Genomic DNA, 9,056 nt, shown 5'->3' with positions numbered 1-9,056 from the left:
AGACCCATGAAGCAGATGATTTGCAGTATGTCGGCAAGTTGAATTTTAAAACTTTTGATTTTCTACGGTGAACAGACGTGAATCGATTAATTATCAATGCCGATGATTTCGGTATCCATGAAGAAGTGAACGAAGCCGTCCGCCTGGCACATGAGCAGGGAATCTTATCGAGTACATCGCTATTGGCGTCCGGGCGGGCTTATGAAGAGGCGGTGGCAATCGCTAAACGGTTTCCGAAGCTGGGGATCGGCATACATCTTTGTCTTGTCGGTTCCTTGCCGCCACTTTCGGATCCCGGTGAAGTGCCGTCTCTGCTTGCAGATGACGGCCTTTTTCCTGAGAGCTATGCAACGTTTATTCAAAAAGCTTATAGGGGAAAAATCAATTATGAAGAGGTTTATCGTGAATTGGACAGACAAATGAACAAGATCATGACGTCAGGTCTGCCAATCACCCATGTTGACAGTCATCAGCATTTGCATGTACTGCCGCCGGTGTGGCGGATCGTCTGTTCGTTGATGAAAAAGTACGGTTTGCACCGCCTTCGGTTGCCGCGGGAAGCGTACTGTTTCAAGATGCTGACGGCACGTCCCGGACGCGTCTTGGGCAGAAACGGGTTGACCTTCCTCGCTGAAAAAGCGGCAAGGGATTTACCGGCCCTGCGATTTTTGTCAACTGATCATTTTTGGGGTATGGTTGACGGCGGCAATATGAACTCTGCGAATTTGGCTTATATTTTAAAACAATTACCGTTCGGTATTCACGAAATCATGATGCATCCCGGCAGGAATAAGGAACTGCTGTCCCGCCGTTACGCTTGGCACTATCATTGGGATGAAGAACTGGCTGCACTGTTGTCGCCGGCGATGAAGGAGATTTTGCAAAAAAACAGAATAATGCTGATTACGTACGGTGATTTGCCGTAGCTTGATGGGAGGTATACGTTGAATATATTAGTAACCGGTGGAGCCGGATTTATCGGCTCTCACATAACTGATGCACTGATCGCAGCCGGGCATGCCGTAACCGTTGTCGATAATTTGAGCAGCGGTAAGCGGGAACATGTCCATGAACAGGCTTCCTTTTTTCCTTATGATATCCGCGATAGGGAAAAGATGGCCGACGTATTCCGGAACGGCCGGTTTGAAGTTGTCTTCCATGAAGCGGCGCAGACGTTGGTGCCGTATTCTCTGTCTCATCCGCAGGCCGATGCCGATCTGAATATTATGGCGCTCCTTGTTGTTTTGGATTGCTGTCGCACGTATGGCGTACGACGTATCGTCTTTTCTTCTTCCGCCGCCGTTTATGGTGATAATATGGCTATGCCGTTGAAGGAGACGGAAGTGCCGGCGCCTACTTCTTTCTACGGGTTGACAAAGGCGACGGCAGAGTCATATTTGCAGCTTTACGAAAAGCATTTCGGCTTGTCCTACGTTATCCTCCGATATGCCAATGTCTATGGTGAACGGCAGGGGAGCAACGGTGAAGGTGGAGTCGTTTATGTTTTTGCCAAAGCGTTGGCACAGGGAAAAGACTTGACCATCTATGGAGACGGAGAACAATCGCGCGACTTTGTTTATGTCAAAGACGTGGCGCAGGCCAACGTAAAGGCATTGGAAAAAGAGGTGCCGTCCGGTATTTACAACGTCAGTACGGCGATCGAGACGACAGTTAATGCGCTCAAGGAAATTCTGATCTATTTTTCCGGAAAAGGGGTCTCCGTTTCATATGCAGACGGCAGATCCGGCGATATTTATCGCTCGTCTCTCAGTAATGATAAGGCCAGTGAGGTCTTGCATTGGCGCCCGGCAACGAAGCTTTTGCCGGGATTAACGGCGACTTATGCATACTTTGCCGAGGAGGAATGATGATGAAAGAGGATAAGGGATTAAAATTTTATCTTGTTCGAGAAGACATTCTGCCGGAAGCGATAAAAAAAACAATCAAGGTCAAGGAGATATTGAAACATCAGCAGGCGAAGACCATTAATGAAGCCGTGCGCATCATGGATCTGAGCCGCAGCGCTTTTTATAAATACAAAGATTGTGTCTTTCCTTTTTACGACGTTACGCAAGGTAAATTAGTGACGTTGTCTATGAATCTTTCCGATAAACCCGGGGAATTGTCACAAGTGTTAAATATGATCGCCGCCAGCAACGGCAGTATTTTAACGATCAATCAGGGGATTCCCCTGCAAGGGATGGCGAACGTCAGCATCGCCATTGAAACGAAAGATCTGCAATTGTCTGTTGAAGACCTGGTGAAGAAGTTGGAGACCTTATCGGGTGTCCGATCTGTCTATGTCATTGGCCAAGCATAAGGGGAGGAAAGAGAATGAAAACAGTATCTATTGCTTTATTGGGATGCGGCACTGTCGGCAAAGGCGTTATCGATCTGTTGGAAATGAACGGCAGCATTATTGAAGAGCAACTGAATACGCATTTGCATATCAAGTGGGTTCTTGTGCGTGATCTGGAAAAGTATCGGGAAATGAACTTGCCTCCATCGATTACGTTGACGACGGATTTCCAGGATATTGTCAGCGATCCTGAAGTCGAAATCGTCGCTGAAGTTATGGGCAGCGCAGATTTCGCCAAAGGATGCATCGAACAGTGTTTTACCTGCGGCAAGAGCGTCGTCAGCGCCAATAAGGATCTGATTGCCGACTATGGAATACCGTTGCTCAAGTTGTCACAAGAAAATGACGTCGATTTTCAATTTGAAGCGAGCGTTGCCGGCGGTATTCCGATTATCCGCTCGATGCACTCGTCGTTGAACAGTAATGCTATTGAAACGATCATCGGAATCATGAACGGCACGACAAATTATATTCTCAGCAATATGACCGAGCGCGGCTTGTCTTATGAAGCGGCCCTGGCGGAAGCGCAGCAGAAGGGATATGCCGAGGCGGATCCGACGAATGATGTCAGCGGTTATGACGCGGCTCGAAAAATAGCGATTTTAGCAACGTTGGGCTTCCATTCGGCCATTACTTTCCGCGACGTTTCCGTTGAGGGAATTGAGGCCGTAACCCAGGATGATATCGTTCATGCCACCGAAATGGGGTATGTTATCAAGCTGTTGGCGATTGCGTCACATGATGAAGACGGTATATCGTTGAATGTCCATCCGGCCTTTATTCGCAAAGGGCATCCGTTGGCCAATGTCGGCGGCGCTTATAACGCCGTTTTTGTACGAGGCAATTGCGTCGGCGATCTGATGTATTACGGGCAAGGCGCCGGAGCGCTGCCGACGGCAAGTGCTGTCGTTAGTGACATCATGAGCGTCGTCCTGCATTATAACTTGAGCATGACGGGCAAACGTGAATATGTATGGCATGAAACGCATATAAAATCGCCGCAAGCCAACAAAGCCCCTTATTATCTGCGCATGATCGTAGCCAACGCTCCCGGTGTATTGTCGAGCATTTCCGGCGTTTTTGCCAGGAACAACATCAGCATCCGTTCGCTTATCCAGAAGGATGAAACGACGGAAATCGCCGAAATTGTCGTGCTTATCGACAGCTCTGCCGACGGGTTGGTGCGTGAATCGCTTCGGCAAATCGCCGACCTTTCCTGTGTGCACCGCGTTGCCAGTGCTATTCGTGTAATTGAGGTGTAAATGATGACAAAAGAGCTGCATGTACGAATTCCTGCCACATCGGCTAACTTAGGGTCCGGATTTGACGCCATCGGGTTGGCCTTGAATCTCTATAATGATATGTATTTCACGGAGGACCCTGCAGCCGATACGATTGCAATTGAAGTTGAAGGAGAAGGTGTCGGAGAAATTTCGACGGACTTTGATGAGAATCTCGTCGGTAAATCCATGCGTGCCGCTGCTGTTCGCAATCAGCGGGCATTGCCTCAAGGCGGTCGCCTGAGACTGGTTAACCGCATTCCCACCAGCCGCGGTCTCGGCAGCAGTTCTGCGGCGATTGTCGGCGGTATTCTTATCGGCAACCAATTGACGGGAGGCGGGCTGTCCCGGCAAGATATACTGACGTTAGCAACGCTTATTGAAGGACATCCCGATAACGTCGCTCCGGCGATTTGCGGCGGTCTTGCCGTATCTGTCCTGGCAGACGGAAAAACGTTAACGAATTCGATTCCTATTGAAGAAGGGCTTTCTTTTATTACGGTCAGTCCTGAAATTTACGTTTCTACCGACATGGCCCGTAAGGCTTTGCCGAAGACGATTGCTTATCAAAGCGCCGTTTTCAATGTCAGCCGTGTCAGCTATCTGGTATCATCATTTATCATGAAACGATATGATACGTTGCAGTACGGTCTGGAGGACCGGCTGCACGTGCCGTATCGGCTGAAATTGATTCCCGGCGGCGCTGCCGTCCTGCAGGCCGCGTTGGCGGCGGGAGCGGCGGGAGCGACGATCAGCGGTTCGGGATCGACGCTGATTGCTTTCGCGACGGGCTGTGAGGCGGCGATAAAAGATGCTATGATCGGAGCTTTTGCCGCCCAGGGAATACGGGCTGTCGGTCATATTTTAAAATGTGATAATACAGGTGCCGTTATCCTTTAAACAAGTTATACGGAATTGAAGAAGGCGATAGATATGTTGCAGGATATTTCACCGCATCGTTTTTACAATCAATATCGGCCCGTACCGTTGCAAAAAGACGGATTCATCCTGTCGTATAGAGAGCGTCAGGTGTTGGTTAAAAAGGATGGCGACAGTATTGTGTTGCCCCGCTTCGCCGATTATGCCGTCTCTTTGCCGCAGCCGTTACAATGGGCATTTCGCATCGATACTTGGCAGTTTTTTCTTTCACCTGCGGCATTACCGGAAAAGGTCGAATTTACGTATTTGCCGATTATGGAGATGCGTCATCTGGAGCCGCGCTCGCTGGCTTTTGCCGCCGTTTCCGGTCTGTCGCTGCACAATTGGTATGAAAATCATCGGTATTGCGGGCAATGTGGCGCTCCTATGAAGCACAGTGATACGGAACGCATGGTGCATTGCGATACGTGTCATACGCTGATCTATCCGCGTATTTGTCCGGCCGTCATCGTTGCCGTCCGCAACGGCGATTCGCTGCTCGTGTCAAAATATGCCGGCAGAAGCGGCAATAAGCGGTGGGCGTTATTGGCGGGATTTGCCGAAATCGGTGAAACGATAGAAGAAACGGTACATCGGGAGGTTATGGAAGAAGTAGGGCTCCGCGTTAAAAATTTAACTTTTTATAAGAGTCAGCCATGGGGATTTTCCGATTCGCTTCTTTTCGGTTTTTTTGCGATCTCGACGGTGCTGCTGCGTTAAACGTCGATCATCGAGAACTGGCCGTTGCCGAATGGCGTCTTCGGCAGGATCTGCCGAAGGATGCGGAAGCGGCTACGTTGACGATGGAAATGATCAGCCTTTTCCGGCAAGGAAAAGCATAAACAGTTAGCATAGATAATCCTAATGTTGTGAACAGAACAGTTTCCTGTGGTGCTGTTCTGTTTTTCTCTGTATTATTAAAAAGGAACGGCGCTGCCGGCTCAGCAGTGGTGTGCGACGGCTGTTCCGCAACAAGCCGGTCAGTCCGGAGAAGGGAGTTTTATGGGCTGCTTATTCAGAGCGATCCGCAATCTGTTTGTTGCGGCGCTTTTTCTCTGTCTCGTTGGCGGCGCCTATGTCGGCAATCGTACTTATGAAGCTTTTAGAGAGGCGCCGTGGAATCAGCTGTTGGGAATTGAAAATCATGGAAACGATACCCGGTTAATCGACAGGCTGGAACGGGAAGAACAGTGGCGGCCGGTGACGGTTACCGCTGCCGACGGGATTCGTTTGCGGGGAACGTATATTGAGAATGAGGAATATACTGCTCATACAGTAGTACTGCTGCATGGCCTTTATCAAAACCGCGGGATGTGTTTGCCCTATATTCCTATGTATAAGCAGTTGGGGTATAATATTCTCCTTGTCGATTTGCGCGGTCATGGCGAAAGCGAAGGAAGACATACGGATTGGGGATTGACGGAAACAAGCGATATGGCTGCTTGGTTTGCGTGGCTGAAAGAGCAAGATCGCGCGATGCAGATCGGTCTTCACGGTGTATCGCTGGGAGCGGCGATGGCATTGCTCTATGCCGGCGAAAAAGACAATGTACAACCGGACTTTGTCATTGCAGACAGCGCTTATGGGAATATTCTCAGTTTGGGAAGAGAAAAACTGCTTCGCTGGTCCGGCGACGAACGTCTCTTGTGGGGATGTGCCGTTTTGGAACCCTTTTTTCAAGGCGCCATGTTTATTCGAACAGGAAAAGTTTTGGCTGATATTGAACCGGCGCACGCCGCTCGTTCCATTCATGTGCCGATACTTTTTTTACACGGCGAAGCGGATACCTTGGTTCCCGTACAGACGGCGTATGCCCTTTATGACTCATGCGGCAGCAATGACAAACATATCTGGATTTTTCCCGCTTCTCCTCACGCTGCGGGGATTGAGACGGATCGTGCTGCATATGAAGAAAAAGTCATCAATTTTCTGGAAGAGCATAAATAGATTTCATGGCAGAATATCTTGACGCTGTTTATACATACTGTTATCATGATAACTGTTAAGTACCATATGTTGTATTTAGAACGAAATAACTCGTCAAGAAGCGACAGGTGTTAGGGAGGAACTGGAATGAATGAGAAAGAATGGCTTGGCGAAGAGAATCAGCTGGGCATGGATATCTGGAGAAATAAATATTGCAATGACGGAGAAACCTTTGCGCATTGGCTCGACAGGGTCAGCGGTCATGATCGGAACGTGGCGCAACTGATTGAAACGAAAAAATTTCTTTTCGGCGGCCGTATTTTGGCGAACAGAGGATTGGAATATGAAGGCAAGAAAATAACCTTGTCCAATTGTTACGTTATCGCTCCTCCAGAAGATAATATTGAGAGCATTTTCGATCGTGCCGGAAAACTGGCCCGAACGTACAGTTACGGCGGCGGCTGCGGCATTGATATTTCCCGCCTCAGTCCGAAAGGAGCTAAAATCAACAATGCGGCGAAAGAAACGAGCGGTTCCATTTCTTTTATGACGCTGTATTCCCTGGTTACGGAGTTGATCGGTCAAAACGGCCGTCGCGGCGCACTGATGATTTCTATTGACTGCGCCCACCCCGACGTTTTGGAATTCATTAAGCTGAAGACGGATTTGGAAAAAGTGACGAAAGCCAATATTTCGATTCGTTTGAGTAATGCGTTTATGGAAGCGGTAAAGACGCGAAGCCGGTTCCGTCTTCACTATACGCGGGAAGAAACGGGAGAGACGATCGAGTCGTTGGTCGAAGCGGCAGACGTCTTTCGCTTGATTGCGGAAACGAATTGGGATTATGCGGAACCGGGAGCACTGTTTTGGGACAGAATAACTAGCTGGAATCTTTTAGCCAATACGCCGGCATTTTCTTTTGCCGGAGTAAATCCCTGTGCGGAAGAACCGTTGCCGGCAGGCGGATCCTGCCTTCTCGGCAGTATGAATTTGGCTAATTTTGTTACCGATCCGTTTACTCCTGAAGCAGCATTTGCATTTGAAGAATTTAAGCAATGTGTAGTACAGGCTGTCAAGGCTTTGAATGATGTCCTTGATGAAGGATTGCCGCTGCACCCGTTGCAGGAGCAGCGGGACAGTGTCGGCATCTGGCGTCAGATCGGCCTCGGCATCATGGGACTAGGCGATATGCTGATCAAACTGGGCTTGACCTACGGCAGTCAGGAAGCTGTTGATTTCTGTCATCAAGTTGGTTTTGTCATGGCCGATACGGCGATTGCCGCTTCCGCGCTGTTGGCCAAGGAAGAGGGCGCTTTCAAAGGGTGTGTTGTCGATGAAATTATGGAAACCCCCTATTTTAAAGCCAATACGACAGAAAAAACGGCAGCACTGGTCAGGGCTTACGGTCTGCGTAATTCGCAGTTGTTGACGATTGCACCGACAGGGACTCTTTCGACGATGTTGGGGATTTCCGGCGGCATTGAACCGATTTATGCCAATTATTATGAACGGAAGACGGAGTCGTTGCACGGGTCGGATGTTTATTACAAAGTGTATACGCCGATCGTGGAGCGGTACATGGAAAAACACGGTATTAAAGATGATTCCCGGCTGCCCGGATATTTTGTGACGGCATTGACCTTGGATTACGGAGAACGGATTGCCATGCAGGCTGCATGGCAACAACATATTGACGCATCTATCAGTTCTACTGTAAATGTTCCCAACAACTTTACCGTGGAAGAGACGGAACAGTTGTATCTTATGGCCTACGAAAAAGGTTGTAAGGGGATCACGATCTTTCGCGACGGCTGCAAGCGTTCCGGCATTCTGACGACACATGGGGAAGAAAAATCCGTACCGACTGCCGGCGAAGGCTTGGCACGCGGAGAAATTGTCAGCATCGACGACAATGTTATCGGTAAAAAACGTAAACTTGTTACAGGCTGTGGCAGCCTCCATTGCATGGCTTTTTTTGATCCGGAAACGGGGACTCTTCTGGAAACGTATTTGAGCAAAGGCTCTACAGGGGGATGCAATAATTTCATGATCGGCCTTTCACGAATGATCTCTATCAGTGCCCGCGCGGGGATCGATATATATACGATTATTGATCAGCTCAATTCCACGGGGAATTGTCCTTCTTATTCCGTTCGGCGCGCTACACGGGGAGATACAAGCAGAGGATCGTGCTGTCCTATGGGAGTCGGCAATGCCTTGCTGGATATGTATAATGAAGTGCAGCGAGAAATGCAGCGCGGAGACGCGGCCGATTCCGGTGTGAAAAAAGTGGCGGTAAAGCCGAAAGCAGATAAAAAAGTAACAGCTGAAAGCATTTTCTGTCCACAATGCGGTGAGCCTTTGGCTTTTGAAGGCGGTTGTACTACTTGTAAGAATTGCGGTTGGAGTAAATGCAACTGATCGGATGCCGGTATTAAAGGCGTTTTATGTAAAAAAACTGTCAAGTTTATCTTGACAGTTTTTTGTTTTAATGCTAAAATTCTTTACGTCGCAAGAGTTAAGAGCGGAGGAAAAATCTCGTAAGGGAACGTTCGTATTTTTGTCGATAACGG

The 9,056-nt window shown here is 48.8% G+C and carries 9 protein-coding genes; all 9 read left to right on the top strand.

What is annotated here, in order from left to right; all coding sequences use genetic code 11:
• The first annotated feature begins 77 nt into the window (after window positions 1–77).
• Window positions 78–926, top strand: coding sequence for a ChbG/HpnK family deacetylase (locus HMPREF1250_RS03810; protein WP_023053302.1), 849 nt, complete (start codon window positions 78–80; stop codon window positions 924–926).
• Window positions 927–944: 18 nt separating this feature from the next.
• Window positions 945–1,868: an NAD-dependent epimerase/dehydratase family protein gene (locus tag HMPREF1250_RS03805; protein ID WP_023053300.1), complete on the top strand. Its 924-nt coding sequence runs from the start codon at window positions 945–947 to the stop codon at window positions 1,866–1,868.
• A gap of 2 nt (window positions 1,869–1,870) precedes the next feature.
• On the top strand, window positions 1,871–2,320 hold the full coding sequence (locus HMPREF1250_RS03800; protein ID WP_036242581.1) for an ACT domain-containing protein: 450 nt from the start codon (window positions 1,871–1,873) through the stop codon (window positions 2,318–2,320).
• A gap of 14 nt (window positions 2,321–2,334) precedes the next feature.
• Window positions 2,335–3,621 carry a homoserine dehydrogenase gene (locus tag HMPREF1250_RS03795; RefSeq protein ID WP_023053296.1) on the top strand — a complete coding sequence of 429 codons (1,287 nt, stop codon included), beginning with the start codon at window positions 2,335–2,337 and terminating at the stop codon, window positions 3,619–3,621.
• On the top strand, window positions 3,622–4,539 hold the full coding sequence (gene thrB, locus HMPREF1250_RS03790; protein WP_306306244.1) for a homoserine kinase: 918 nt from the start codon (window positions 3,622–3,624) through the stop codon (window positions 4,537–4,539).
• A 33-nt stretch (window positions 4,540–4,572) separates the two neighbouring features.
• Window positions 4,573–5,277: an NAD(+) diphosphatase gene (nudC, locus tag HMPREF1250_RS03785; protein ID WP_023053299.1), complete on the top strand. Its 705-nt coding sequence runs from the start codon at window positions 4,573–4,575 to the stop codon at window positions 5,275–5,277.
• Entirely contained in the window at window positions 5,214–5,399 is a 186-nt protein-coding gene (locus HMPREF1250_RS11990) for a hypothetical protein (RefSeq protein WP_231391277.1), read from the top strand. Before nudC ends, HMPREF1250_RS11990 begins: the two co-directional genes overlap by 64 nt.
• Before the next feature lie 160 nt (window positions 5,400–5,559).
• A complete protein-coding gene (locus tag HMPREF1250_RS03780; protein WP_023053298.1) occupies window positions 5,560–6,504 on the top strand; it encodes an alpha/beta hydrolase in 945 nt (314 codons plus the stop codon).
• Between the two features lie 126 nt (window positions 6,505–6,630).
• Window positions 6,631–8,904 carry an adenosylcobalamin-dependent ribonucleoside-diphosphate reductase gene (locus tag HMPREF1250_RS03775; RefSeq protein WP_023053301.1) on the top strand — a complete coding sequence of 758 codons (2,274 nt, stop codon included), beginning with the start codon at window positions 6,631–6,633 and terminating at the stop codon, window positions 8,902–8,904.
• Window positions 8,905–9,056: the final 152 nt, after the last annotated feature.

It is taken from the genome of Megasphaera vaginalis (ex Srinivasan et al. 2021), from assembly GCF_000478965.1.
Classification (GTDB): Bacteria; Bacillota; Negativicutes; order Veillonellales; family Megasphaeraceae; genus Megasphaera; species Megasphaera vaginalis.
This window is presented reverse-complemented; position numbering and strand designations above follow the sequence as displayed.